This window comes from Streptomyces sp. XM83C (genome assembly GCF_023072675.1).
Lineage (GTDB): Bacteria > Actinomycetota > Actinomycetes > Streptomycetales > Streptomycetaceae > Streptomyces > Streptomyces thermocoprophilus.
The window spans coordinates 1-26,595 of sequence record NZ_JALLGL010000030.1; the positions used below are offsets into that span (position 1 = coordinate 1).

Consider the following 26,595-nt stretch of genomic DNA (forward strand, 5'->3'; position numbering starts at 1 on the left):
CCGACGTGGTCGGTATCTTCCCCGACCGCACCGCCGTCATCCGGCTCGTCGGGGCGGTCCTGGCCGAGCAGAACGACGAATGGACCGAAGCCCGCCGCTACATGGGCCGCGAACTCCTCACCAAGGCCCGACTCCACCCGATCGAGTCAGAAACCGACGACCCCGCCCTGCCCACCGAACTCACCGCATAGCCTCAGACCGAGATCACCGAGTGGCCGTCGATACACCACTTCAGCGGACGTGACCCGCGAGGTCGAAGGCCAGCGGAATGGTGTACTCGGCCTTGTAGAGATCGGCGATGTCGAGTACGAACGAGAGTGAGTTGCCGGTGTGGACGAAACCGAGCGCGGGACTGGCGCCCAGGCCTGTGATCGCGGCGTGGCTGATGCCGTAGAGGGCGGAGTTGGCCGCGGACAGGAGGCGGTTGACGTCGTCGCCGGCGGCGAAGGCATCGCCGGGCTTGTAGTCGCGCTTGCTCCAGGGCACGCCGGTGCGCGCTGAGTGTTTGGCGTAGAGGCGGCGGATGCGGGTGCCTTCTCTGCCGCGGAGTTGCTGGAGGGTCAGGCCCGTGGTGTCTTCGCCCGGGAAACGCATCTCGTACATGCGGCGGGCGACAGCGACGCGTTCCTTGGGCCGCGTGACGAGCCATGCCTGGCGGAGCTGGAGTCGGGACCCGCGGGCGGTGCTTGTCCCGGTGGCGTAGAGGCGTACGCCCTGCTCGCCGACCCAGCACACGGCGGTGCCGGAGTCGGCGAGCAGGGTGACGGCGGGGTGGGTGATGCGGCTGCCGGGGCCGACGAGGAGGACGGCGAGCCAAGCGGCCGGGACGTGGACGGTACGTGCCTTGTTGACGAGGACGATGGCGTTGTCGTCGCGGTCGATGTGGCAGCGTTCGGCGTAGAGGCTGCAGATGCGGTCCTCCAGGCGGTGGACGTCCTGTGGCCCGGTCCGCCACCACGGTTCAGCCATGGGTGGCTTCCTCTGCGGTGCGAATCGGAGCCAGGGTGAGGAGGCCCTGTCCGTAGCCTTTGGCGGGTCCGATGCCGCCGAGGAGAGCGGCACGCAGGGCATCGGGGTCGGTGACGCGCAGGCGCCCTTCGAACGTGGCGGTGGACAGGGTGACGCGAGGGCCGTCCTTTCGCTTGTTGAAGCGCAGGATGTCCCGGTCGACGACGGTGACCGCCGGCCCGGCGGCAGGTGCCTGGTCGCCTGCCCCGTCTTCTCGAAGACCGGGGCCGGGCGGTGTGGCGGCGGCGTCGGGGATGACGAAGCCGTGGCGTTCGCACCGGTTGAGAAGCCACTCCAGTTGCTGGGCCACGGTGCGGTGGGCGACCCGGAAGCCTCGGGAGCGGCTGCTGGTGTCGGCGTCCTGCTTGAGGCGCGCGGTCTGCTGCTCGCTCGGCCGGGCTGGTCGGGAGATGTTCTGGACGGGGTTGGCGGTGAGGCGGAAGCCGAACTCCCGTCCGCGGGCGATGCGCTTGAGCAGGGGCGTGTAGTCGGCGATGAGCGGGGCGCCCCCGTCGGCTCCGGGCCACCCGGCCTCGTCGACGAGGTGTGCCCAGGATGGGTGGCTGTCGGTGAGTACGAGGATTTCGGCTCGATGGGGACTGTTGTTCTCCAGTCGCCACAGGACACGTTCGGCGACGGGCTGGACGGCCAGCCCGGCCAGGATGGCGGCGTGCATGCGATGGGGGCTGGAGAGGAGGGAAACGGCGGCCCGTCGGCGCGGGTTGAGGGCGATCTTCGACAGATAGGGCATGTGGTCACCAGCCCAGGAGGGCGAACGGATCGTGGCCGGACTGCCCGACGGCGCCGGCGTCCTGGTGGGTCGGCTGGGTGCGGCCGGTGGGGACGGTGACCCAGAGGTGTCGTACGGCACGGCGACCGAAGGTGGTTCCGGTCTTGAGGTTGTAGGTGTCGGGGACGTCGACGGCGAGATGATCGCCGTCCGGGTCCTCCACGGTGGCTTCCAGGGACACGGTGGAGTCCGTGACCTGGCGACGGCGGTGGCTGCCCGCCTGCCAGGGCACTTCCCGGAGTGCGTCCTCCAGTCCTGTGTCGGGCCGCAGGCCGAGGCTGACGGGGCCGGTGGGCGGGCAGGACCGGCGGCCGAGAGAGAGTGGGTGGACGGGATGCCGGACGGCCTCCTCCAGGCTCTCGACAAAGGCCTTGGGACCGCGGAGGGCTACGACGAAGACGGCGTCCTGGAGGTAGAAACGCTGGGTGACCCCGGTGTACTTGGCCGGTGTGGTCCGGGTCTGCTGCCCCTTGGCGTTGGTCTTGGCCGACAGCAGGGGGAGCCCTCGGTAGTCGCTGAACGTGTGGTAGTCCCGCAGGAGGGTGCCGGGCTGGTCGGACCTGACACCGAGCTGCAGCCCGACCAGGTCGGCGATGGTTGCCTCACGGTCGCGGCCCTCGGCGGCTGCCAGGAGACCCAGGACTCCGGACTTGGTGGGCTGGGGGCGGGTTTCACGCCGGTTGTAGCGGGACGGGCCGCCCCAGGACTGCAGGGGCCCGGCCAGCCGCAGCAGCAGGATCGCGTTCTCGGTGCCGGCCATCAGGCATCGGTCTCCGCGCCGTCACCGGTCTGCGCGGCGTCGGCCGGGGCCAGTTCCCCGCGGTCGAGCCATTCGCCGACCAGGGTGTCCAAGGAGTCGAGGAGCACGGGGAAGGGCAGGGAGGGGCCGAACACCTCGGTGATCTTGTCACTTTCGGCGGAATAGGTGGCCAGCGTCCGCAGCGGCTTGTTGCCCCACGTCTCGCCCACCGTCCTGAGCTCGTCGGCGAGCCGCGCCACGGATTCCGCGGCCAGGCCGGTGACACCGGTGACGGGCTCCTCGTACGCGGAGACCAGGTTCACCGGCTGGTCGGTGCGGAGGGTCAGCAGTACCAGGTGGGGCAGAGTGCGGTGGGCGAAGGAGTTCTGGTGCCCGGTGGGCATCGAACGGGCGAACGCGTCGATGAAGCGGACCGCCGTCTGACGGGTCTCTGCGGTGTCGGAGAGGTTTGCGCGGAGCTGGTGCACGCCCAGTACGGCGTACCGGTACAGAGTGGAGGAGTTGAACTCGACAGTGCCGATCATTCCGGCGCCGTGGTCTTCGGTGTTCTCGTCGTCGACCGCGGTGTAGTAGTCGAACTCGGTGCGCACGGCGTGGGTGGACAGGGCATGCGCGACCTGTACGGAGGCGTCGACGTTCAGTGCGGGCAGGTCTGCGACCATGCGGCCGAAGAGGGCGACTTCCGCAGGGTGGCCGGTGGACAGCGTCGGGACGACTGCGAGCTTCTTCACCTCGCCCTTCAGCTCTTCGTCGGGCAGAGCGGCGAGTTCTGCTGCACGACCGTCCAGCAGCTCCACCAGGGCGTCGAGCTGCTTCTTGCCGAAGAACAGCAAGTACGCCGACTCTTCCTCCTTCTTCGAGGACTTGGTGATGCCGAGAGGCTCCAGCAGCGCGGCGGCCAGGCGGTCTGCCTGCTGCTCCGCGAGACCGGCGCCGCCCTTGTGGGCCGGGCTCGCGAGGCGCTGTGCGAGCAGGGCGGCGATGCGCTTGGTGCGAGTGGCCCGGTCGGTCTCGGGCACCTGCCGGGCGTACTCGATGCGGGTCGCGCGTTTCCACGCCTGCGAGGAGACGCGGGCACGGCGGGCACCGCCGAAAACAGCCTGCTTCGGGGTGCCGGAGTCATCGCGGTTGACGTTGGACGGCGGCAGGCTCTGCAGGATGTGGGCCTCGACGAACAGGTTCGGCTGGTTCATGGAACGGCTCCTTGACGGCATGAGGCACCGCCCGGGGCGGCACCCAAGGGGGTGAGGATCGAAGTGGTGAGGGCGCGCAGAGTCCCGAACGTGCCGGGAACCCTCCGCACCAGGGCAGCCGGGTGACCGGCTCCGCCGGGAGAGGTGTCAGGACGTGGCCGTGGCGTGGAAATCGCGGTCCCAGGTCTGCCGGAAGTACACGGCGGCATCCGGGCGGCGCGGGTCGTCCCAAGCACGCAAAGCTTCGTGCAGCAGGTCGTAGTCGAGTCCGACGGCGGCCTGGTGCAGCAGGGGGACGAGGGACCGCAGATGCATGACGAGTTCGTCGGAGTCGGTGGAGGTGAGCAGGGCTCCGAAGCGCCGCTCGAGCGCCGTGGTGGCGTTCTTGCGCTCGCTGCCGGTGGCCGCCTTCTTGGCAAGCAGACCGGCGGCGGTGCCTGGGCTGGTGCCCGGCACGTGCATACGGCGGGCATGCGTCTGCTGGTGACGGGCGAAGAGGGTGAGCGCCGCATGTTCGGCCGCCAGGTCCCGTGTGAGAGCTCCCCTGTCGCGCCACGCGGACTCCATGCGGGTGCGGTAGAACGTCCACATGGCGGCCACCGTCCCCGCCTCACGTCCGGTACCCGACCTCAGCGCGGCCAGTTCCGCGCCGGCGCTGCTGCTGCCGGGATCGAACGTCGTCCAGTACAGGGCGGGCCCACTGCCAGGCTCTTCACCCCGCGCGTCCGTGTCGGTCTCGTCGGTGCGGGGAACGAGGGCTCCCGGGTCGGTGTACTGCAGGCCCCAGGAACGCAGCGTGCGGTTCCTGTCCGGGCCGTCCCACTGGGCCAGCTCATAGAACAGGCGTGTGTAGTCGAGGCCGATGCCCGCGCTCCGCAACAGCGGTACCAGCCGCTGAAGGTGTTGCGCCAGTTCATGCATGTCCTGAGCGCCGGCTGCCGCGAACAGCCGCCGTTCCAGCGCACTTTGTGTCAGTGCTTCGCTGCGCCGCAATCTCAGGCACGCGTTGCCGAGTCCGACGCCGGGCCGGTGGACCGGTTCGGACGCGCCATGCTGGTGGAGACCGAACAGCGTGAGTACGTGGTGCTCGGCGATGTAGGGGCCGGGAAGCCGGTCCCAGCCCCCGTCCGGGAGGGACATGCGGTGGATGGTACGCATGGAGGCGACGGTGCCGGCTTCTCGGCCCACCCCTTCACGCGCGGCCCTGAGGTTGCGTACGACGTATTCGGAGAATTCCGGTCGTCGTCCTTCGGCCTGTTTCGACTGGCAGTCCTGGGCAGCCTCCTCCCAGAAGAACCGCCGTGCCCGCCGCCCCGTCGACGGGCGTGTACGGGAAGTACTGTGGAGCGACGTCATGCCGCGGCCTCCTGCGTCATCGCACGCCGTTCGTCAACGGCCCGTTCCAGGATCTGGGTCAGCTTCGCCCGGAAGACGCCGATGGCTTTGCCGCTGCGGTAAACGAACTCCTTGTCGCCCTTCTTGACTGTGCGTCCCACGACGGCACGCGGTGGGGCTGCTGCGAGCAACTGATCGGCCTCCCGGTCCGCGGCGATCTGCACGGACTGCTCCCAGGCCAGCCGAGCGCGCTCCAGGAGATCATCGTCGTCGTCACCGACGGTGCGCAACCCGATGAGGAAGCGCCGCACGGTCTGATCGAGGGAGTGCAGGAAGCGGGCGGACGGCCTGCTGCCCTTGTCCCTGGGCAGCGGATCACCGCCAGCGGCGCGCCGAAGATCGTCGTTGAGCGCGTCGAGCGCACGTGCCACCTTGTCCGCCTGGTCGACGCACTCCAGCAGCACCTGACGCAGCCACTTGTCCTGGGCGAGCAGGGCGTTGACGGGCAGGGGCAGGTCGTCGCCGATGGCGTTCTCCACGACTGCCGACTGCGTGCCGTACTCGAGGCCGGAAGTCTCCGCGCCCAGAGGGTACTGCTGGGAGAGCACGTGGTCGGCCCGGAGGTCCCCGATCTGCCGGAACAGCAACGACGTGTAGGGTCCCTCGCCCTGCTCGGGGAGGTTCAAGGCGAGGAGGGTGTTCAGCCCTTGCCAGGCCGCCCGGCCGGAGGTGTGCCGACGGGACCGCTGGTGCGGCTGATTCTTCTTCGGCTTGGTCGTGTACTGCCACGCGGTGTGCGGCTCGTACGAGGGAGTCCACGCCAGCCGGTCACCGGCGGACACGATCACCCGGTGCACCCGCACTCCCTGCTCGGTCTCGCGGGTGAAGAGACGCACCCTGCGCGCCTGGAAGGTCAGCAGGTCCAGCAGCCCGGTCGCCGGACGCTCCGACCAGGCGGGGGCGGCAGGTGACTTGCAGCCGAGGCTCGCGGGTCGCTCGTCCCAGGCCCACTGCGGGCGGTCACCGGCTTCCAGACCGTCGGGCAGTACCGGTGTGTTCAGCAGCAGCGTGTCGTACAGTGTCGCTCCGGTGGGAACGACGACACCGAGCTGGCCGAGAGGCCCGGTGGGGTTACCGGTGGTCTTTCCGTTCTTCGCCTGCGGGTCGCCCTCGGCGCCCGTCTTGATCGACGCGGTGTCCCAGCAGTGCACATGCAACAGCCACAGCAGGGCGTCGGCGGGGGCGAGCAGCAACTCGTCCGCCTCGCACAACGCACTGAACAAGGGCACGTTGTTGCCCGAAGCCAGCGACGGCACCAACTGCGCGACGGACTTGGTCTCCCCGTTCAGCGCCTTCAGCCCCGCGACCTGCGCGAAGGGGCACTCGTCGTCGAAGAGCCGGAACCGGTTGCCGTAGCGGCCCGGTCCCAGGTACTCCCCGAGGCGCGTCAGCTCCTCCTCTGAGAACCTCCCGCGCCGGAACCGCTCCCCCCACTCCTGCCGGCTTCGCGGAACCCCGAGGGCGTCGAACACGATGGGCAGCAATAACTGGCGGAGCACCACCGGCAGCATCGTGTGCACCGGCAGTTCCAGGCGCCTGATCCTGTGTGCTTCGGACAATGCGCTCAGCAGACCGTCCTGGCGAGTGTGGCCGTCCACATCGACCCCGGTGAGCAACGGGTCGTGGACCAGGTCTCCTTGGACATCCATGGCAGCTTCCCCCTCCCTGAAGCAAGCCCGCGCTCTGGGCACAGGGCGGGCAAGACGGTGCACCCCCTGACACCACCGTCTCGCCGTTCACCATCCTTCCACTCAACCTTCAATGCTTACAAGCCGATTCATCCTTCTTGGTGATACGGAATCGTGCACCCCGAGCCGTGGCCAACGATTCAGTAAGCTTCGCGTGCGAGTGCGGAGCGCTCTCGCCTCCCCGCTGTGCCGGGGGTGTTCCGCTTCACTGCTTCATGTGGTCCCCGCATCCGCGGGGTCGGCGGCCCCGCGGGAACGCTTCGCACTCTCCCGACTCACGCAGGTGCGACGACGAGGCCGAGTACGTCGTCGTACGAGACCCGGTGCGCCCCCAACAGCGTGGTTCCGTCGTCCTCCAGCACCAGCGCCGGCCGGTACTTGAGCCATGGACGATCCGCCCATCCCGGAAGGGGGCGCAGCGCCTCCACAGCCGGGGACGTGAGCCGTGCCGGGAGGCGGACGGTACCGCCCATCAGCCGGTCGGTCGCCTCGTCGTCGTCCACTTCGCCGTGCACACCCAGCCAGGTGCCGTCGTACGCCCGGTAGCCGCCCGGAACCCGGTGGACGATCACCGCCTCGATGGTGGGGTCGCCGTCCCGGACAACGGCATCGAGCTGTTCCTGGGTGGCCGCTCGGCTGCCCGCATAGTGGAGTCCTTCGAGTGTGGGAGCGGCCCACTCCCGCTGACGGCAGAGAAGGAACTCTTCCGCCTTCTTCTCCCGCTCCAGTTCTTTCGCCCGCCACTCTTCCAAGGCTTCGGCCTCGCGCCAGCCGGACGGGCAGATCTCGTCGTCGCTGTAGGCCCGGGACACCAGACCCGGTACGTCGGCGGGGATGCTCCACCCCTTCCCGGGCCGTGAACGCGCGCCGTGCGAAGCCCCGGCGGCCGTAAGGGGACCCGCGCTCTCCGCGACCAAGGCTGCCGCCCGCAGCAGGGACCACCTGCCGTAGATCGACTCCGAAGCGCCGAGGAATCGCGGGACACCGTCCTGTTCCGCCACCACACCGGTGATCAGAACCCTCGGCGCACGGTGTGCCTCGGGGCGGCGTGTGCCGCTGTGCCGGTGCAGCCGCCCGATGCGCTGAAGGAGCAGGTCCGTGGGGGCGAGGTCTGTGATCAGCACGTCGGCATCCACGTCGAAGGACTGCTCGGCGAGCTGGGTGGCGATCACCACCATGCGCTCCGGCCGTTCCGCGCCGGCCTGCGGTCCCATCAGGCGCAGGCACTCCGCTGTCCGGTCGGCGCGGTGGGCGGCGCACAGTCGCGCATGCAGCAGATGCAGTTGGCCGTCGAAGCCCGCCGCACGCAGCTCTTCGTACACCGCTTGTGCACGGGCGACCTGGTTGACGACGACCAGGGCCACTCCGCCGTCGGCCACTGCGTCCCGTACGGCCTCCGCCACCCGCGCACCGGAGACCTCGGTGTCGGGCAGCCAGGCGAGTTCCACCGGGATCGGCTCCCGCCAGGAGTGCACTGCCTCGCGCGACGTCTCCGCGATCGCCCGGCCGTTCGCACCGTAGGCGAGCGTGACGCACGGGTACCCGGCAGACTGCGGTACCGGTTCGTGCACATCCGCCCTCCCCAGAACGCCGGACAGGTAGGCGTTCACGAACAGCTGACGCTGAGCGGGCGGCAACGTCGCCGAAAGCAGCACCACCGGGACCCTCGCCTGGCCCAGCCAGCGCAGTGCCTCCACGAGGAACTGCCGCATGTAGACGTCCGCGGCATGCACCTCGTCGACGATCACGACCTTCTGAGCCAGCCCGGCGAACCGGAGCATCACATGCCGGGTACGGGTCGCCGCGTGAAGCAGATGATCGACGGTGCCGACGGCGAACGCGGTGAGGAGCCCTCTCTTGGTGTCGAGAAACCAGTGGGCAGGACCGTCCGCGTCGAAAGACGAGAGGCCCTCCGCCGGCCTCTCGGCCGGGACCATACCGAAGTCGGCATCCTCCTCGATGGCACCGAAATCGTCGAACCCGCTCGCGGTCCCAAGTTCGGCATCTCCCCGCGCACAATTGGGTTCAGCACCGTCACTGCCCTCGCCGTCACCGTCCGGAAGCGGCTTCCCCTCCCAGATCGCCCGCCACGAGGCCTGGAACCGCCGACGTCCGTGCAGGAGGGCCACCTGGGACTCGAGCTGCGGGTCGAACGAGCGCACCCACCGCAGCACCTGCTCGTACATCGGGTCGCTCGTCGCCTGGGTCGGCATCGCCACGAACACGCCGTCGAGACCGAACCGCGCCGCCAGGACCTCGGCGGCCGCGAGCGCAGCCTTCGTCTTGCCCTCCCCCATCGGGGCCTCGGCGATCAGGAGCCCCGGCACCGGAATCGACCACGCCCGCTCCACCAGCTCCCGCTGCGACGGACGGGGAATCACCGCCAGCCGGTCCGTCAGCGGCGCCAGTCGGGTCCGCGGCAGCGGAAGCCCCCGCCAGCCACCGCGCAACCGCAGCCCCGCCCACCACTCCGCCATGGAGCGCCGAGCCTCGTCGAGCGATACCAGTCCGGCATCCGCGAGCCCGCGTCCCACACGGCCGCCGCTCGCGATCCAGTCCGCCATCACGATCAGGCCCGACAGCGCGAGCTGCTCCGCCTTCTTCAGCGCACCCACCGGGCGTACGTCGGCCAAGTCCGCGAATCCCACAGCTCGCGTGAACACGTCCACCACCGCACGCTGTGCCTCGGCCCAAGCAGGCCCCCGGCCCTGCACCTCCCGGTGCCGCGGTTCAATGCCCTGAACGGGCGGAAACACACCGTGATGCCCGGCCACGAGCGGCCACACCCACGCAGCAGACTCCTCGCTCCCCCATTCGGCCACCAGTCGCGGCTTCAGCAAGGCCGCACCGGCGACGTCGTGCCGCCACATCTTCCGCCGGTCGGTCGGCAGCCGCCCCCAGTTCAGTCCCGCCGCCAGAACCGGGGCGGCCTCGACAGAGTCCACGGCCTGGAACGCCGGACACGCCTTACCGCAGTCGTGGATGCCGCACACCCACATGAACCACAGCCGACCCCGACCACCGCTGATCTCGTCCAGCCTCTGCCGAAACGCGGGCGACAGGAACTGATCCCACATCAGCTCCGCCACCGCCGCCGTGTCCAGCAGATGCCCCAGCAGCAGATGCCTCCGCCCGCCGTTCCTGGCCGCCGACTTCCCCCACAACTGCGAGACCCGCTCCACAGTCTCCGGCGACAACCCCATCGCCTTCATCAACTGCACGACGGAACCGCCACGGTCCACCATCACACCTCCTGCACATGTGCCCTGGCACGATAGGCTCTGCCACTGACAACGGCCCTGGACCAAGACACGGGATCAGAACGCTGGTGAAGGAAAACCGCCCCCTCCACCAGCATCACCCCAGGTCAGGAAGTGTCGTCCCCGCGCCTGCGGGGGTTGCTCCGGTGGTCACCGACTCGTGCCACAGCTGGCCGGGTCGTCCCCGCGCCTGCGGGGGTTGCTCCCCCCTTCACAGCCCAAACGTCAACGGCCGTGAGTCGTCCCCGCGCCTGCGGGGGTTGCTCCTGGATCTTCAGATGCTGGGTGGTGCCCGCGGTGTCGTCCCCGCGCCTGCGGGGGTTGCTCCATCGACGGCGGCCGCCCGACGACCGGCCGCATGTCGTCCCCGCGCCTGCGGGGGTTGCTCCTGAATGAGGGGGTGCCCCGTGCCGAACGTCGGGTCGTCCCCGCGCCTGCGGGGGTTGCTCGAGCCTGGTGACCGGAGGCTCCGACACCTCCGGGTCGTCCCCGCGCCTGCGGGGGTTGCTCCTCCAGCGCCCCGGCGTCGAGGCGAAGCGCAACGTCGTCCCCGCGCCTGCGGGGGTTGCTCCGTGGCGGCAGCCATCCGCTACATCGTGTCCAGGTCGTCCCCGCGCCTGCGGGGGTTGCTCGGCGATTCGCCCCTTGCTGTCGGTGGTGACGGTGTCGTCCCCGCGCCTGCGGGGGTTGCTCTCGCTGTACGAGCGGCCCGGGACCCGCAGCGGGGTCGTCCCCGCGCCTGCGGGGGTTGCTCCTGCAGGCGGACATCCAGCAGGTGCGCACAGCAGTCGTCCCCGCGCCTGCGGGGGTTGCTCCTGCAGGCGGACATCCAGCAGGTGCGCACAGCAGTCGTCCCCGCGCCTGCGGGGGTTGCTCCTCCTCCGGGGTGCCCGTCCTCTCCTGGCGCAAGTCGTCCCCGCGCCTGCGGGGGTTGCTCTGCCCATGCGGCGTCGATTGCCTTACGGGTGATGTCGTCCCCGCGCCTGCGGGGGTTGCTCCTTAGGAAGGCACAAGGGGGTCATCCCTCCAGGGTCGTCCCCGCGCCTGCGGGGGTTGCTCCCTGATGGACCGGAACTCCCGGCCGCTGAACGAGTCGTCCCCGCGCCTGCGGGGGTTGCTCCAAGCTCGCCCCGCTGCTGCACGAACAGGCCGGGTCGTCCCCGCGCCTGCGGGGGTTGCTCGCGCGTCTACTGGCAGCGGATCATCAAGCCCGCGTCGTCCCCGCGCCTGCGGGGGTTGCTCCGCGCGCCTGTCCCGGGAGGTCTGGGGGGCGGGGTCGTCCCCGCGCCTGCGGGGGTTGCTCTCTGGGGGGAAACCCACCAGTGGCCGGACAGGGGTCGTCCCCGCGCCTGCGGGGGTTGCTCGCCTTGCGACCTCGCCCGGCGGGCTTCTCCCCAGTCGTCCCCGCGCCTGCGGGGGTTGCTCCGCCGCGCCCAGATGGGCCTCACGAAAGAGGAAGTCGTCCCCGCGCCTGCGGGGGTTGCTCCTGCTCCAGGCTGATGATCGAGTCCTGGAACAGGTCGTCCCCGCGCCTGCGGGGGTTGCTCGGGCGCCGAGAACATGACCGAGGAGGAGCTCGAGTCGTCCCCGCGCCTGCGGGGGTTGCTCCACCTCGCAATTCGTGGGTGATGACGGTCTGCCGTCGTCCCCGCGCCTGCGGGGGTTGCTCGGCGGCTGGCGTCGCCGACGGTCTGGCCGAGGGGTCGTCCCCGCGCCTGCGGGGGTTGCTCGGCGTACGAGCCCGAGGCCAAGTTCACTCAGGCGTCGTCCCCGCGCCTGCGGGGGTTGCTCGAGCTCTGGGACCAGGCCCTCCGCCACTACCGCGTCGTCCCCGCGCCTGCGGGGGTTGCTCCCGGGAGATCATCCGCGAGGCGTTCGGTTTCCCGTCGTCCCCGCGCCTGCGGGGGTTGCTCTTCGCGTCAACGCCAACAGCAGCGGCCCGATGGGTCGTCCCCGCGCCTGCGGGGGTTGCTCCCTCGACCCGACCGGGCAGCCCGTCGCCCGGTCGTCGTCCCCGCGCCTGCGGGGGTTGCTCGGGCCGCCGGGTGACGCAGTTCAGTTTCGCGTAGTCGTCCCCGCGCCTGCGGGGGTTGCTCCGACGAGATCCGGCGCACGCTGGAGCAGCTCGGGTCGTCCCCGCGCCTGCGGGGGTTGCTCCTCGAGCCGCTCGCAAGGAAGGCGAAGGAGCTGGTCGTCCCCGCGCCTGCGGGGGTTGCTCTCTGGCGTGGCGAAGACAACAAGGTCCGGATGAGTCGTCCCCGCGCCTGCGGGGGTTGCTCCGTCACCAGCCATTTATCAGCTCATTTCTCTTCGTCGTCCCCGCGCCTGCGGGGGTTGCTCCGCCATTCGTGGGCTGTTGACCGCTCCCGGTACGTCGTCCCCGCGCCTGCGGGGGTTGCTCGCTGTGGACGCTGGCACAGATCGTCTTCAACGCGTCGTCCCCGCGCCTGCGGGGGTTGCTCCGGTGACGGCACCGTCGACATCACCATCGCCGGGTCGTCCCCGCGCCTGCGGGGGTTGCTCGCCAAGGTGTCCGCGGACGCCCTGCGGCGCGTCGTCGTCCCCGCGCCTGCGGGGGTTGCTCGGTCAAGGACAGCGCCGAGGACGTCCGCAGGGCGTCGTCCCCGCGCCTGCGGGGGTTGCTCGGAGGGCGTGGCCGGCGCCGAGGCCTCCGGCAAGTCGTCCCCGCGCCTGCGGGGGTTGCTCCACGGCACGCGCGACCGCCGAGGTCAAGGGCCGGTCGTCCCCGCGCCTGCGGGGGTTGCTCCTCGTCCGCCACGCAGGCGATGACTTCCGGGCCGTCGTCCCCGCGCCTGCGGGGGTTGCTCCATCCGCCGGGAAGGGGGCGGGAGGCCGGTAGTAATCGTCCCCGCGCCCGCGGAAGTTGCTCCCCGATGGCGCTTTCGTCGGCGTCGAAGCTGTCCCACAGGTGTCCGGGGCGTGCCGGTCGGGACAGCCGGTCGGCGGCGAGGCAAGTCAGGTCGGTGAAGCGTGTCCTCATCTCGGTCACCTGGTCCTCGGCGACGGCGGTGAACTGGGCGTCGTTCCGGAACTCTTCGGCGCGAACGGTTCGCTGGATGACGTCGGACCGCGCGTGGCCGATGTCGTGCCACAGCCAGATCGCACTGGCTGTCAGCCCGGCGCCCTGACTCAGCGGGGCGAGGGGAGGTCGATCACGCCCAGCCGCCATCCGGGGTCACCGAACAGGGCCGTGACCGGCCCTTGCGGTGAGGACGAGGGGGCGGAGGCATTTGCGGGCCGCCGGGGAGTTCCGGTGGGAGGCGGGAGAGGGTGCCGCCATGCTCAGGATTCTCCGGCGCCACGATCGAGCCCGGTGCGTCGGGGTGTCCAGTGCGTTCGGTTCATTCGATTCGCCTGGCGCTCTTGGAGCGTCCGGTACATCCGGTACGTCCGGCGCGTCTGGTGCGTCTTTGCGTTCGGTGTGGCCGGTGTGTCCCGTTCGGCGGTCAGCCGGTCGCCGCGGCGGTCGATGCGTCGATCAGGGCCCGGTGTCCCGTGCCCGGTCGGCGGGTTCGGGCCTGGTGCACGAAACCGCTCAGTTCCGTGCGTACGGTGGCCGAGTCGATGCTTCGGATCACGGGCAGCGTCGCCTCGACGATCTGGCAGGCCTCGTCGAGGCGGCCCACCGCGGCCAGGGCGGTCGCGTGTCGGACCGCGAAGCGTGCCTGGGAGTTGCTGTCGGCCGGTACGGCCTGCCTGTGGTGGAGTTCGGCGGTGAAGAGGTCGGCGGCGGGGCCGAAGCGTCCCAGGCCGAGCAGGCAGGACGCCTCGATGAGCCGGGGGTTGGCGTTCTCGATGCGCGGACCCCACTGGGGGGCGCCGCCGTTCGGGCCCCTGCGGGCCGCCGCCTGGGCGGTGTGGTCGGCGAACCGGTCCAGTGCCTCGCGGCAGGCGTCCGCGTCACCGAGGCGGGCGTGTCCCTGGGCGGCGCGGCGCGCGGCGTGCGCGCGGATCGCCGGGGTGGCCGCCGGGTGCCGGGCGGCGCGCTCGGCGTAGTCGATCACGCCTCGGAGGTCGCCGCGGTGCTGGGCGATGACCGCCCGGCGGACCATGGCGTACGCGGCCACCGTCTCGTCCCCGCCCTCCGCGCCCCAGCTGACGGCGAGGCTCGTCCAGCGTGCCGCTTCGGCGGGGTCGCCCGCCTCCTGTGCCATCCACCCCAGGTACTCGGCGTAGCGCGAGACGAGCAGCCAGATCTGGGCGCGCTGCTCGCCCGCTGCGTGCTCTGCGGCGTCCGTCAGCAGGCGCGTGACGGGCTTCATGGACGCGATGACGAACCGGGGTCCGCGGGTTCGGCCGATGCCCTTCAGTTCGTCCAGGATCCGCTCGTACCCGGCGACCACCGGGCCTGCGTCGACGATTTCCTCGATCCGGTCGGCGGCGCGGCGGCCGGCCGCGGCCAGTTCGGCGAGCTGCCCGCCGGTTCCGAAGGCCGCGTCGAACGCTGTCGCCATCGCTGGTGTGGGGTTGCGCAGCCCCTTCTCCAGATTGCAGATCTGACCGTCCGACACATGGGCGCGCCGGGCCAGCTCCCGCACGCTCCATCCGCGGCGTGCCCGCAGCGTGGCCAGGACGACGCCGAAGTCGCCCGGGGGCAGGCGGGTGCCGTCGGGTCCCTCCGCGGGGTCCGTCTCCGGCTCCCTGTTGTCCGGGTCCATACCAGACAGCGTACGGATCCGCACGCCCCGTATTCAAACCCTTGTGAATAGCTATCGGATATGTACTGCCGTCCCTAAGGTGAGCACGCTTCACGTCGTCAAGGCTTGCCGGAGAGGGGGCACTTGTGCCGCGCGTCTTCCTCAGTTTTCGTAAACAGGATTCCCGGTGGATGCGGGACCGCGTCCACCGCGCGCTGTCCGAACGCCTGGGCGTCGACCAGGTCTTCAAGTCGGGCCGGTCGATACCGCCCGGGGCGGACTTCGCCGAGATCCTGCGCCGGCAGGCCGCCGCGTGCGAGCTGATGTGTGTCCTGATCGGTCCGGAGTGGCTGGACGCGCGCGGCGAGGACGGTGTTCGGCTGCTGGACCGGCCGCACGACTGGGTCCGCGTCGAGATCGCGACGGCTCTGCGGTCCGGCAACCGTGTCGTGCCGGTGCTGTTGGGTGACGGGACGATGCTGCCGGACGCTTCGGCGCTGCCGGACGAGATCAAGAGGCTCGCGGGTCTGCAGTTCTTACGCGTGCCGGAGACCCATCTCGACGACGGACTACGCACGTTGTGCGATGCGGTGGCCGCACTGCTGCCCGGGATCGGGGCTCCCGACGGGGGCGGCTCCGGGGCCGGTGCGGGGCCGGACGCCGGTGCGGGGCCCGACGCCGGTGCGGTGCCGTCGGTGACGATGACCGCCCATGTGTCCGGTGGCGGCAGTGTCTACCAGGCGGGCCGTGACCAGACGATCAGGCACGCGTGAGGGGGGACGATGACACTTCCCGGATCTGAGGGGGCTCGCCGGGTCGGGCCGTACACGCTGGTCGTCCGGCAGGGCACGGTCGGTGGGGGCGAGGTGTTCACGGCCCGTTCGGAGGCCGGGTCGCTCGTCACGGTGACGGTCGTACGGCCCGAACTCGCCGCTGATGCCGGGTTCCGTGATCGTTTGCGTACCGCGGTCGAGGCGGCGCGGACACGGTCCGGTGCCTTCCTCGTGCCGGTCGTGGACGCCGACGTTGACGCGGAGGTGCCCTGGCTGGCAACCGCGTTCGCGGCGGGGCTGTCACTGCGGCAGGCGGTGGACCGGCACGGTCCGCTGTCCGAGCCGGCGCTGCGGGTGCTCGCCGACGGTCTCGCGCGGGCACTGGCCGTGCTGCACGCGGCGGGCGCGGTCCACGGTGACGTCGGCCCGGACTCGGTGCTGCTGACCATGGACGGGCCCCGTATCGCCGCCCTGGGGATCCCCGGCGCCACCGCCCGGCCCGCGCTCCTGCCGGCGGACGACATGGTCGGCCTCGGAACGGCCGTGCTGTTCGCCGCGTCCGGTGACGAGCTGGACGCCGGTGCGCTGCCCCTGTCGCTGTACGAGGTGATCGAGGGCTGTCTGTACCCGGAGCCGGCCGACCGGCCGACGGCTGAGCAGCTCGTCGACTATCTGAGGCGGCAGAACCTGCCGGGCCCGCAGGGCAGTTGGCTGCCGCCCGCGGTGACCGCCGACATGGCCGCCGAGGCCGCCGCGCTGGGCTCGGCGCCCGCGGGTGGAGGCGGGCCGGGACCCGTGCCGCCGGCGGAGCCTCCCGTGACGCCAGGCCTGAGCCGGCGGAAGCTGGTCCTCGGGCTGGCCGCCGGGGGCGCGGTGCTGCTCGGCGGGGTCACGGCGGCGGTCGCCCGGTCCTCCGGCGACTCGTCACCGGCGTCCAAGGGCGCGGCGGGCGGGTCGGGCTCGCCGGCGCGGCCCGCGTCTCCGTCCCGTCCGGCGTCCGCGCCGTCCCCGAGCGGCGAGCCGGAGCCGGTCGTCCTGGACGGGCCCGACGCCGTCAAGGCGTGGTCGGGCACGGGTGAGCACGCCCCCACCTGCGTGGAGGCCTCCGACACGAGGGTCATGGTGGTCACCGGCACCGCCACGACGTTCCTCGACGCCTCGACCGGCAAGTCCGTCGGGCCCTCGCTCAGCGCCAGCGCCACCATGGGCGCAGGCAGCCTGCGCCACCCGGCTGCGTACGCCGACGGCGTGTTCTACCTGTTGTACGACACACCGAAGGAAATGGGCCTTCTGGCCGCGTTCGACGCCGCCCGCGGGAAGTCGAAGTGGGTGGCCCATGTCTCCGGCTTCGGTACCACCGGCGACGGCCGTGAGGCGTACTTCGGCAGCACCTTTGTGGCAGTCGCGGGAGACACGGTCTACGTGTGCGGGAGGTTGACCGGGTCGGGCGTGTCCTCCGTCGACGGCCCGACCACCGGCTTCATCCGCGCGTTCGACGCCGCGACCGGCAAGACGCTGTGGCGGACCGAGGGCACGGACATCAACAACGTGCTCGTGCCGCCCTCCGGTACGAGTCTGCTGGCCACGTCGGCAGTCCCAGGCAAGCCGGCCCTCGTACAGATGATCAACGCCGGTCGCAAGGGCGCCCGCGGATGGAAGCTGTCGGCGCCGAAGTCCGCGTACTACTTCAACACGGGCTGGCCGTTGACGTGCTACGCCGCTGGAACGTTCTTCATCTGCGGCGGCAGGGGCGAGACGCTGCTCGCCGTCGACGCGGCCACGGGCCGCGAGAAGTGGAAGCAGAGCTTCGCCGCCAACAGCGGGGACGAGGTCAGGATCGGCACGCCGTTCACCGGCCCCGACGGCACGAACGTCTTCGTGCCGGTGGGCAGCGACCTGGCTGCTCTGTCCACGGCCGACGGCACGGTCCGGTGGATCGCCCGTCTGGACGGGCCCAGCGACATGGGCACCTCGAACCTGTTCGGTGCCTCCGTCGCGCTCGGGGGCAGGGACGCGCAGTGTTCCGCCGACACCGTCTTCGTGACCGACCGCGCCAAGACCCTGTGGGCCATCGACGCGGCCACCGGCAGAGCGCGGTGGAAGTACCACGACCCGGCGCAGCCGGACACCGGTTTCGTATGGGCGGTGGGTGGCGACCGCGTGTTCATCGCCTCCCATCTGACGCTGACCGCGATCGACGCCCACGCACGGTGAGCGGAAGCCGCCGAACGCACAGCACCGACCGCGGCGGGGAGCACTCCCGCGCGCGGTGAGAACAAGGAGTGGACATGGAGACCAGCGTGGAACTTGCCGGCCTGGCATCCGCGGCAGCCGCGCGGCTGATCGATCTGCTGACCACGGACGGCTGGGCCGCCGTCAAGAACTCGGTCCTGTCGCTGTGGCGGCCCGCGCACCGTGAGCGCGCCACGGATGACGCCGAGGAGCGCGCCGGGGGACGTGTCGAGCAGCGCGTCGGGGAGGAACTGGACGAGGCGCGCGACGAGTTGCTCCGGGCCCGGCGGTCGGGCGACGGCCAGGAACTGCGGGGGCTGTTGGTCGCCGAGTGGCAGGCCCGCATCGTACGGCTGCTGGCCACTCGGCCGGGCGCCGTGGACGAGCTGCGCACGTTGCTCCGTGAGCTGCCGTCCGCCGGCGAACAGCGGATCTCCGGCCCGATGACACTGGAGGCGCATGTCTCCGGCGGCGACTCCTACCAGGCGGGCCGGGACATCCACGTCACCCGGGGCGGGCGGGCATGACCGAGCACGACACGGACACCCCGGGTACTCCGGCCCCGGACGGGCCTCCCCTGTGGCGGCCGACCCGGATGCACGCCGAGGTGATCAACGGCGACTCCTATCAGGCGGCCCGTGACATCACCATCCGGTACGGCGACGGAGTACGCAGAACCGTGCCCGGTCCCGGCGCCGGCCGGATGCTCTGCCCGTACCCCGGACTGGCACCGTTCGGTGTGCGGGACAAGCAGTGGTTCCACGGCCGTGATCGCATGGTGCACGCCGTGATCGAGCGGCTGGACGCCCGCCTGCGGGAGGGCGGCCCGCTGGTGCTGATCGGCCCGTCGGGGGCCGGGAAGTCGTCCCTGCTGGCGGCAGGGCTCCTGCCGGCCCTGGTCGACGGGCGGCTTCCGGTGGCGGGGTCGAGCACATGGCGGCAGCTGGTGCTGACCCCGACGGCCTCCCCGGCCCTGGCGTTGGCGTCCGCCGCCGGGCTGGACGCCGAGGCGGCGCGGAGCACCGTACCGGCCTGGCGGGACGATCCCGAGCGGTGCGTCGCCGAGCTGCGTGCGCTGCCCGGACGGAGCGGCCGGACCGGAACAGGCGATCCTGCGCCGGCCGATCCCGACCCCGGCGGGCCCGGAACAGGCGATCCCGCGCCGGCCGATCCTGGCCCCGGCGGTCCCCGAACCGGCAATCCCCCACCAGGCGATCCAGGCACCGGCGATCCCCGAACCGGCGGACCCGCGCCAGACGATCCAGGCACCGGCGATCCCGCACCCGCCGCCCCGGGAACCGCCCGTCCGGCCCCCGGCACCGAGCCCGGCGCGGAGCCGCCCGCCTCGGGTCTGGTCGTCGTGGTCGACCAGTTCGAGGAGGTCTTCACGGCCTGCGGCGACGAGGCGGAGCGGGAGTGGTTCGTCGACGTGCTCGACCGGCTGGCCCGGCCCGAAGGCGGCGCGGCCGTGGTGCTGGGCGTGCGCGCGGACTTCTACGCCGCGTGCACGGCCCATCCGCAGCTGCGGGCGGCGCTGAGGGCGGGACCGGTGCTGCTGGAGCCGATGACGGAGGACGAACTCAAGGACGCGATCCGCCTCCCCGCGTTCAGCGTGGGGCTCGACGTCGAGGACGGCCTCGTGGAGCTGCTGCTGGCCGACCTGGGCGCGGCCGGGGACCCCTCCGGCACGGGCGGCACGGGCCGGCTGCCGCTGCTCGCGCACGCGCTGCGGGCCACCTGGCAGCAGCGTCACGGCCATACGCTCACCGTGGACGGATACCGCGTCACCGGCGGCATCCAGGGTGCCGTCGCCACCACGGCCGAGCGGCTGTACGACGCCCTGCCGCCGTCCTGCCGGGAGGCGGCACGCTGGGTGTTCCTGCGGTTGGTCATCGTGGGACGGGACGCCGACGACACCCGCCGCCGGGTGCGGTACGAGGAGTTGCTGCGGCACGCCCCGGACCGGGAGGCGGCGGTCAGGGTCCTGGACGACTTCACCCGGGGCCGGCTGCTGACCCGGGACCTGGACACGGTGATGATGACGCACGAGGTGCTCATCCGGGCCTGGCCGCGGCTGCGGGACTGGATCGAGCACGACCGCGGCGGCAATCTCGTACGCCAGGATCTGGAGGAGGCGGCCGAGGCCTGGGAGCGGGCCGGTCGGGACACGGCCGCGCTGTATCGCGGCAACCGTCTGGAGACCGCCCTCACATGGGCCGAGACGCACGGTGCGGAGATCAGCGGTTCCGCGCGGGCATTTCTCGCGGCGGCCCGCGCGCACCAGCGGCGCGGGCAGCGGCTGCGGCGCGCCGCGGTGTCCACGATCACCGTCCTGGCGGTGGTGGCCTCGGTGGCGGCGGGGTTCGCGTTCCGTCAGGAGGCGAACGCCCGGGACGCAGCCGCGCGGGCGTTGCGCGCCCGTGACCAGGCCGTCAACGCCGCCGTCACGTCCGCGTCCGTGCAGCTCGCGCCGACGGATCCGTCGCTGTCCGCGCAGCTCGCGCTGACCTCGTACCGTATGGACCCGACCGCGGACGCGGCGTCCCGGCTGATCACGACGCAGAACACGCCGCTGGCCACGCGGCTCGCCGGCACGGGCGACGCGGTGAGAACGGTGGCCTACAGTCCCGACGGGCACATGCTGGCGGCCGGGAATCTCGATGGGAACGTGGTCCGCCTGTGGGACGTCTCCGATCCGGGCCGGCCGATGAGACTGGGCGGCCCGCTGCCCATGGACAGTCACATCGACGCGATCGCATCTGTCGCGTTCAGCCCGGACGGGCGGGTGCTGGCCGTCGCCGGGCACACCATCGGCGGAGGCGGTTCCGGAGGTTTCGTCGAGCTGTGGAGCCTGATCAGCCCCAGCCATCCCGTCCTGCTCGGCCGGGCGACCGACCCCGCCGTGCGGGGTTTCGACGCGGCGACCACCGTGGAATCGCTGGCGTTCAGCCCCGACGGCCGGACCCTGGCCGCCGGCTGGAACGCCGGGCTCGTCAGCCGATGGGACGTCGCCCGGCCCGAGGACGTGCGTCCGGCGGGAGCACCGCTGGACCTCGACTGCCCGGGCACCTTCTCCGGTGCCGTCGCGTTCAGCCCGAACGGGCGCACTCTGGCCGCCGCGTGCGACGACGACGCCGGCACGATCAGCCTGTGGAACACCGCCGACCGGGCCCACCCCGCACGCGGCCGTTCCCTGACGACCGGGGGAGGCGTCAACTCCGTCGCGTTCAGCCCGGACAGCCGTACCCTCGCCGCCGGTACGCAGCGCGGCCAGGTGCGTCTGTGGGATGTCGCCGACCCCGGCCGGCCCACCGACGTGGGCAAGCCGCTGACGGGGCCCGCGCAGCCGGTCAGTTCCGTGGCGTTCAGCCCGGACGGGCACACCCTGGCCGCGGGCAGCGCCGATCACGGCATCCACCTGTGGAACGTCACTCGCCCCACGATGACCACCCCGCTGGGCCGGGCGCTCACCGGGCCCGGCGACGCGGTGACGGCCGTGGTGTTAAGCCCCGACAGCCGCACCCTCGCCGCGGGCAACTTCGACGGCAACGTCGATCTGTGGAGTCTGCCGCCGACCCGGATCGCGGGAGCCGGCGGCACTGTGGCCTCCGTGGCGTTCAGCCCCGACGGGCGCACGCTGGCCACCGCGAACCAGAACGCCACCGTCGCCGTGTGGAACACGGCCGACCCGCTCCACCCGGTTCCGCGCGGCGCCCCGCTGACCGGCCCCGGCGCCCCGGTGGCCTCCGTGGCGTTCAGCCCGGACGGACGTCTGCTGGCGGCGGGCGACGGGAACGGCGTCGTCACCCTGTGGAACACCGTCGACCCCAATCACCCGGTGCGCCTGCGGGAGACGCTCACGGGGGCGGGCGGGGCCGTGTTCGGGCTGGCGTTCAGCCCCGACGGGCGCACCCTGGCCGCGGCCGGGGACAAGAAGTACGGCGGCACCATCGCCCTGTGGGACGTCAGCGATCCGGCGCACCCCGAACGCCGGCCGGGCATCTCCACGTCCGACACGTCGTCGGTGTGGTCCCTGGCGTACAGCCCGGACGGGAAGGTGCTGGCGGCCGGCGGCGACACCAGCAACGGCACCGTCGGGCTGTGGAGCACGACCGAGCCGGGGTCGCGGGTCGGCGGCCGGTACGAGCAGCCGAAGGGGACCAGCGCCTGGGTGGCGTTCAGTCCCGACGGCCGCACGCTGGCCGTCGGGAACAGCCACGGCACCGTCACGCTGTGGGACGCCTCCGACCCGCACCACATGAAGCGCAGGGGCAGTCCGCTGGTCGTACCCGGCGGCAGCCTGTGGTCAGTGGCGTTCAGCCCGGACGGCCACACGCTCGCGGCGGCCGGCCACACCGACAGCGGCACGATCCACCTGTGGGACGTCACCGATCCCGACCGTCCGGCCCCGATCGGCCGGCCGTTGACCGTGGACACCGGGTTCGTCGCCGTACTGGCGTTCAGCCCCGACGGCCACACCCTGGCCGCCACGACCGACGCCGGGGTGGCCACGCTGTGGGACCTGAACGTCGAGTCCGCCATCGACCGTATCTGCGCGGCGAGTTCGGGCGCTCTGACGCAGCAGCAGTGGAAGCGGTACGTCGTGTCGCTGCCGTACGACCCGCCTTGTGCCGGGAAGGAGGACACGGGGCAGGAGTGACCGGGCACCGGCGGAGGCAGGAGGGCACGAGGCCGGAGCGACCCGGCACCCGCGAAGGCAGGAGGGCACGAGGCCGGAGCGACCCGGCACCCGCGAAGGCAGGAGGACACGAGGCAGGAGCGACCGGGCACCCGCGAAGGCAGGCCGATCGCCGTGCCCCGCCGGTGCGACGACCGCGGCGGCCCGGTCAGGCTTCCCTCCCCGAGGCGAGGAGGACGGGAGATCGATGTCCGGCACGCCCGGAGGGGAGGGTGCGGGCGGGCGGCATCAGGGCCGCGGTAATTCGGTGGCGGTGCCCGCGCGGGGCATGTAGTTTCGCGTCGCGACCGTGCCTGTCGATGCGCTCGGCTGCGGCTACTTCCTACGACAACCAAGTGATGCCGCCGCCTCTTCTGATCTCGGCGGGCGCGGGCGTCTTCGCCCCCGCCGGGCCCTGGGTCGTGTGCGAACCCGGGCCGGGGGGCCGTCCCGTCCCGAGGATCAGGGGAGATTCGCTGCCTCGTTACGCCCGACGCGTGTCCAAGATGTGGACCGAGATGCTCGTGGCCCCGCATGTCCGGGCGACCGCCCAGGCCCTGTCCGCCGCCCGAGCCGCATCGTCCTTGTCCAGCTCTCCCTTCGCCGGGCCGGCGTTGCGCACCTACCAGGGTGCCGCCGCCTTCGTGCGGGAGCCCCGCGAGGAGCTGTTCCTTCTCGCCGTCGCCAACTTCGTCACCCAGCGCACCTATTACGAGACCGGCGAGGAGCGCGACGAGCGGTTCCTGCGCCTCGTCCGTGAACTCGCCGTCGAGGAACTCGAGTGGACGGCCGGTCTGCTGCGTTGGCTCCGCACCGAGGGCAACATGCGTACGGCGTCCCTGGTGGGGGCCGCCACCTATGTGCAAGCCCGGCTGGAGGCCGGGGCGACCGCCGGTCCGTCGAACCGGTCCGTGATCGGCTCGGTGCTCCAGCGTGCCGACGAGCCCGGTGAACTGCTCGCCTACTGGATGTCCACGTACGGGCGCAGGGTGCCGCAGCCCGTGAAGCGCGGTGTCGCGGACGCGGTGCGCCGCCTGTACACGTCCCGGTCGCTGCTCAAGTACGACACCGCCGCCAAAGGGTTCCGCTTCGGTGACGTGCTCAATCTGGTGCATGCCTCCCCCGATCCCGGAAAGCCCTGGCAGGGCTCGCTGTTCCGCTACGCCCTGGATAGCCGCCACCACCCGGAGCGGGCGGTCCCGCCGGCCTCCGATCCGGTGCTGACCGCCCACCGGGCGCTGATGGAGACACCCCTGGCCGAGCGGCGCGCGGTGGTGACCGGGCCGGGCGGCTCGGCGCTTCTGGCAGCGGCGGGCATGACGTGGGAGTCGCTGGCGGGCTGGCTGCACGGGCCGTTGGACGCCCCCGTGTGGGAGGCGGTGATCCCCTCCATGGGGCCCATGGCGCTGCTGCGGAACCTGCGGAACTTCGACGAGGCGGGCGTGTCTGACGAGGTGGCGGCGCGGGTCGCCGCCCGGCTCTCGGACCCTTGCGAGGTCGCCCGCTCGCGGCAGTTCCCTTTCCGCTACCTGGCGGCGTACCAGCATGTGCCGTCCGGGCGCTGGGCGGCAGCGCTGGAACAGGCGCTGGGGCATTCCCTGGCGAACGTGCCGTCGCTGCCCGGCCGGAGTCTGATTCTGGTGGACCGGTCCGACTCCATGTTCTGGGACACCGTGTCGGAGCGGTCCCGGCTGAAGCGTGCCGACGCAGCCGCTGTGTTCGGCACGGCCTTGGCCCTGCGTGCCGAGAGTGCCGATCTGGTGGAGTTCGGCTGGCACAGCAAGAAGGTCGCGTTCGAGCAGGGCGAGCCGGTGCTGGAGGTGCTGAACCGGTTCCACAGTCTCGGCGGCACCTACACCGAGCACGCGGTGCGGGCCCATTTCCAGGGCCATGACCGGGTCCTCATCGTGACCGACGAGCAGACCGCCCCCTACGGCCCCGGCGGGCCGGCCGCATCGGTGCCGGGCGATGTCCCGGTGTACACGTGGAATCTGGCGGGGTACCAGCCCGCTCACGCTCCCGCGGGGCCGAACCGGCACACCTTCGGCGGTCTCACCGATACCGCGTTCCGGACGGTCGGCCTGATCGAGGCCGGGCGGGAGGCCGTCTGGCCGTGGAGTACCGAGACCCCTCCCCTTCCTGCACGTCCGGACTGACCGGCGGGGCTGCCTCTGCTGCGGCAGTGGCGGTGTCCTCTCGCCTCGTCCGCGCTCGCGCCCACCTCTCGTTCTTGTCCGCCCTCGGCGGGGCCGGCCGGCAGCGGGTACGACACGTGGCACGCTGTCAGGACGGCGGCATCCGGTGCTCCCCGTGAGCCCGGCAGGTGGGCGGGCGACCGCCCCGTGAGGCGGGACGGCCGAGGTGTTCACCGGGCGTCGCGACCGGCGCGAGCGACGGTGGCTCCCTCGAGCGGGCCCACCGGGACGGCGGTGACGATCGGACGCGCCGAGATCATCCTCATGGGTGTCGAGGAGGGGTGCGTCGTCCGCGGTCCGGCGGAGGTCGGCGCGCTGCGGTAGGGCAAGCTGCGATCGCAGGCCGTGAACGGCGTGGAGTCTGCGCGGCTCATCGAACGGCTGGTGGCAGAGACGTGAGCATGGGGCAGGTGGCCGACCACCTGGACGGGCTGCACCGGTTCAGGAGCAGCTACAGCTTCTCGGGCGGCGGCGACTGTGTGGAGGTCGCCGCCGGTGTCGATTCTGTTTTCGTACGGGACTCCAAGGCCGGCGGCGACGGTCCGGTGCTACGGGTCGGCCGGGGCGGGTGGGCCGCGTTCCTGGCGCACGCGGCCGAGTGGCGCGGGAACACGGCCCGGAGTCGGGCGGTCAGGTGGCCCGCGCCGACGCCTCCACATGGGCCCGGAAGGTGCGGGGCGGGCGGCCTGTGAGGCGGTGGACGGTGTCCGTGACGCGGTCCTCCGCCCCTGCGGCGATCTCGCGGTCCAGGGCGGCCAGGATCGCGGCGAACTCCTCCGGCATCTGGGCCGCCCAGTGGTCGCGCATGTCCTCGCAGGACAGGCGGCGGTGGGTCACGGCGCGGCCGGTGACCTCGGTGATGGTCGCCGCGATGTCGTCGTAGCCGAGCGCCTCGGGGCCGGTGAGGATCAGGTCGGTGTCGGGTGACCGGGGGTCGGTCAGGGCGTGGAGGGCGACGGCCGCGATGTCGTCGGCGTCGACGAAGGCGACCCTGCCGTCGCCGGTCGCGGACCGGATGACGCCCTCGTCGCGGATGCTGCGGGCGTGGGTGTGGTCGCCGGTGAAGTTCTGCATGAACCAGGACGGGCGCAGTACCGCCCACTCGTCGAACAGGTCGGGCAGTTCCTGGTGGACCGCCCCGACCGCGGGTCCGCCGGCGGGGACGGCGGAGGAACTCAGCAGTACGGCACGGCGGATGCCCGCCTCGCGGGCGCGGCGCAGGAACGGCAGCATGACGGCCCCGGGGTCGGGGTCGCCGACGGGCGGGACCAGGTAGACGGCGTCGGCGCCGTGCAGGGCGGGCGCGTGGGTCGCGGGGTCGTACCAGTCGAACGTGACCGGTTCGGCGCCGGCGACCGGGGCGGCCCGCCGGCTCGCCGCTCTGACGTGATGTCCGGCGTTCGTGAGGCGGGCGGCCGTGCGGCGGCCGGTGGTGCCCGTGGCGCCGGTGACGAGGACGGTGGTGCCGGTGGCGGTCATCGCGCGCTCCCCGTGAAGTCGGCGCCGGGGGCCTGGACGGCGAGGGGGTTCCAGTAGTCGCGGTAGGAGGCGATACGGCCGCCTCGTACCGTCACGACGACGATGTACGTCATGTCGAACGGGGCGCCCGTCTGCACCAGCCGCCCCACGCCGCGCGTCTCGGCGACGACGGTGTGCGGGTCGTCGGTGCGGTGTATGTGCAGGTCGGGGAAGTCGTGCAGGTCGAAGTGGTCGGGGTGGTGCCGCATGTAGGCGGCGACGGCCTCCTTGCCCTCCAGGCGGCGGGGCCAGCCGTCGGGCGCGAAGGGGAACTCCGCGACACCGTCCTCGGCCCAGAGGTCCACCCACGCGGGGATGTCCTTGGCGAGCAGCAGGCGCAGGCTGCGGCGGAAGAGGTCCTCCGGGGAATCCGGGGAGGCCGTGAAGGCCGGCTGTGAAGTCTGTGCGGGCACAGGCACACTCCTGTACATATAATCGGACCCGTGG

At 71.9% G+C, this 26,595-nt stretch carries 16 protein-coding genes, 1 pseudogene and 1 CRISPR repeat array; of the genes and pseudogenes, 7 read left to right on the forward strand and 10 right to left on the reverse strand.

Going from position 1 to position 26,595, the window contains the following annotated elements; all coding sequences use genetic code 11:
* On the forward strand, positions 1-191 hold a 191-nt coding region (locus MTQ10_RS06065), incomplete at its 5' end, for a transposase (protein WP_247463026.1).
* 55 nt (positions 192-246) lie between these two features.
* Here the strand turns inward: MTQ10_RS06065 and cas1e are convergent.
* The 8 genes and pseudogenes from cas1e to MTQ10_RS06105 form a co-directional block, all read right to left on the reverse strand.
* Positions 247-969 (reverse strand): annotated as a pseudogene (gene cas1e / locus MTQ10_RS06070) (type I-E CRISPR-associated endonuclease Cas1e); the annotation flags it as partial.
* Positions 962-1,759 (reverse strand): type I-E CRISPR-associated protein Cas6/Cse3/CasE, encoded by a 798-nt coding sequence (cas6e, locus tag MTQ10_RS06075; RefSeq protein WP_247463028.1) that lies wholly within the window; start codon positions 1,757-1,759, stop codon positions 962-964. The gene cas6e and the pseudogene cas1e, both read right to left, overlap by 8 nt.
* Before the next feature lie 4 nt (positions 1,760-1,763).
* On the reverse strand, positions 1,764-2,558 hold the full coding sequence (cas5e, locus tag MTQ10_RS06080; protein WP_247463031.1) for a type I-E CRISPR-associated protein Cas5/CasD: 795 nt from the start codon (positions 2,556-2,558) through the stop codon (positions 1,764-1,766).
* On the reverse strand, positions 2,558-3,751 hold the full coding sequence (gene cas7e / locus MTQ10_RS06085) for a type I-E CRISPR-associated protein Cas7/Cse4/CasC (protein ID WP_247463033.1): 1,194 nt from the start codon (positions 3,749-3,751) through the stop codon (positions 2,558-2,560). The genes cas5e and cas7e overlap by 1 nt, the downstream gene beginning before the upstream one ends.
* Before the next feature lie 147 nt (positions 3,752-3,898).
* Complete coding sequence (casB, locus tag MTQ10_RS06090; protein WP_282611846.1) at positions 3,899-5,107, reverse strand: type I-E CRISPR-associated protein Cse2/CasB; 1,209 nt, start codon at positions 5,105-5,107, stop codon at positions 3,899-3,901.
* Positions 5,104-6,795, reverse strand: a complete 1,692-nt coding sequence (casA, locus tag MTQ10_RS06095) for a type I-E CRISPR-associated protein Cse1/CasA (RefSeq protein WP_247463038.1) — start codon at positions 6,793-6,795, stop codon at positions 5,104-5,106. The genes casB and casA overlap by 4 nt, the downstream gene beginning before the upstream one ends.
* Positions 6,796-7,109: 314 nt before the next feature.
* A complete protein-coding gene (cas3, locus tag MTQ10_RS06100) occupies positions 7,110-10,079 on the reverse strand; it encodes a CRISPR-associated helicase Cas3' (RefSeq protein WP_247463039.1) in 2,970 nt (989 codons plus the stop codon).
* Between the two features lie 131 nt (positions 10,080-10,210).
* Positions 10,211-12,984: direct repeats of the CRISPR family, unit length 28 nt; unit sequence GTCGTCCCCGCGCCTGCGGGGGTTGCTC.
* Positions 12,985-13,561: 577 nt separating this feature from the next.
* Complete coding sequence (locus tag MTQ10_RS06105; protein ID WP_247463042.1) at positions 13,562-14,773, reverse strand: helix-turn-helix domain-containing protein; 1,212 nt, start codon at positions 14,771-14,773, stop codon at positions 13,562-13,564.
* Between the two features lie 170 nt (positions 14,774-14,943).
* Here MTQ10_RS06105 and MTQ10_RS06110 point away from each other — a divergent pair, with 170 nt between their 5' ends.
* The 6 genes from MTQ10_RS06110 to MTQ10_RS06135 all read left to right on the forward strand — a co-directional run bounded on the left by MTQ10_RS06110 (position 14,944) and on the right by MTQ10_RS06135 (position 25,322).
* A complete protein-coding gene (locus MTQ10_RS06110; protein WP_247463044.1) occupies positions 14,944-15,525 on the forward strand; it encodes a TIR domain-containing protein in 582 nt (193 codons plus the stop codon).
* A gap of 9 nt (positions 15,526-15,534) precedes the next feature.
* The gene (locus MTQ10_RS06115; RefSeq protein WP_247463046.1) at positions 15,535-17,739 is read left to right on the forward strand and encodes an outer membrane protein assembly factor BamB family protein; all 2,205 of its coding nucleotides are present in this window, start codon (positions 15,535-15,537) and stop codon (positions 17,737-17,739) included.
* 74 nt (positions 17,740-17,813) lie between these two features.
* Positions 17,814-18,284 carry a hypothetical protein gene (locus MTQ10_RS06120; RefSeq protein ID WP_247463048.1) on the forward strand — a complete coding sequence of 157 codons (471 nt, stop codon included), beginning with the start codon at positions 17,814-17,816 and terminating at the stop codon, positions 18,282-18,284.
* Positions 18,281-22,417: an nSTAND1 domain-containing NTPase gene (locus MTQ10_RS06125; protein ID WP_247463049.1), complete on the forward strand. Its 4,137-nt coding sequence runs from the start codon at positions 18,281-18,283 to the stop codon at positions 22,415-22,417. Before MTQ10_RS06120 ends, MTQ10_RS06125 begins: the two co-directional genes overlap by 4 nt.
* A gap of 536 nt (positions 22,418-22,953) precedes the next feature.
* Complete coding sequence (locus MTQ10_RS06130) at positions 22,954-24,591, forward strand: TROVE domain-containing protein (protein ID WP_247463075.1); 1,638 nt, start codon at positions 22,954-22,956, stop codon at positions 24,589-24,591.
* 440 nt (positions 24,592-25,031) lie between these two features.
* Entirely contained in the window at positions 25,032-25,322 is a 291-nt protein-coding gene (locus MTQ10_RS06135; protein WP_374117573.1) for a DUF397 domain-containing protein, read from the forward strand.
* On the opposite strand, the gene MTQ10_RS06140 is transcribed toward MTQ10_RS06135, so the two are convergent.
* Both MTQ10_RS06140 and MTQ10_RS06145 read right to left on the reverse strand, forming a co-directional pair.
* Positions 25,261-26,109 carry an NAD(P)H-binding protein gene (locus MTQ10_RS06140; protein ID WP_247463051.1) on the reverse strand — a complete coding sequence of 283 codons (849 nt, stop codon included), beginning with the start codon at positions 26,107-26,109 and terminating at the stop codon, positions 25,261-25,263. The genes MTQ10_RS06135 and MTQ10_RS06140 overlap by 62 nt on opposite strands.
* A complete protein-coding gene (locus MTQ10_RS06145; RefSeq protein ID WP_247463054.1) occupies positions 26,106-26,561 on the reverse strand; it encodes a nuclear transport factor 2 family protein in 456 nt (151 codons plus the stop codon). Before MTQ10_RS06145 ends, MTQ10_RS06140 begins: the two co-directional genes overlap by 4 nt.
* Positions 26,562-26,595 lie beyond the last annotated feature (34 nt).